Consider the following 544-nt stretch of genomic DNA (forward strand, 5'->3'; position numbering starts at 1 on the left):
AAATTCTACAAACATCCAAATCAGAGATCAATGATGTCAGACGCACTTTGCAAGGCCTGGAGATTGAGCTTCAATCCCAACTCAGCATGAAAGCATCTATGGAGGGAACTCTTGCAGATACAGAGAACCGCTACTCCATGAAACTATCCGGATTGCAATCTCAGGTAACACAAATGGAGCACCAACTGTCTGAGGTCCGAGATAGTACAGAGAGGCAATCTCATGAGTACAAAATTCTTCTGGACATTAAAACCCGGCTTGAGATGGAGATCGCTGAGTACAGGAGGCTGATGGATGGAGAAGTTGACAGTGGCAAAACGAGCAGCAGCAGCAGCAGCAGCAAAACTGTGATGGTGAAGACCATCGTGGAAGAGATGGTTGATGGGAAATTGGTGTCCTCTATAACGACTTAACTTCTGAGTGCCTACGATCAACACAATGATACAGCGTTCATTTCAACCAAAATACATGCAAATGTCTTTGTGTGAAATGATCTGGACTGAAAGAAGGAAATAAAAATGACTTTCGGACTCATTGACAAAAC

At 43.6% G+C, this 544-nt stretch carries 1 protein-coding gene; it reads left to right on the forward strand.

Annotated elements, in window-relative coordinates:
* A partial coding sequence (locus tag CXQ92_RS17665) for a hypothetical protein (RefSeq protein ID WP_181033744.1) occupies positions 1–413 on the forward strand: 413 nt, incomplete at its 5' end.
* Between the last annotated feature and the right edge of the window lie 131 nt (positions 414–544).

Source organism: Arthrobacter sp. SX1312, assembly GCF_002929295.1.
Taxonomy (GTDB): domain Bacteria; phylum Actinomycetota; class Actinomycetes; order Actinomycetales; family Micrococcaceae; genus Arthrobacter_D.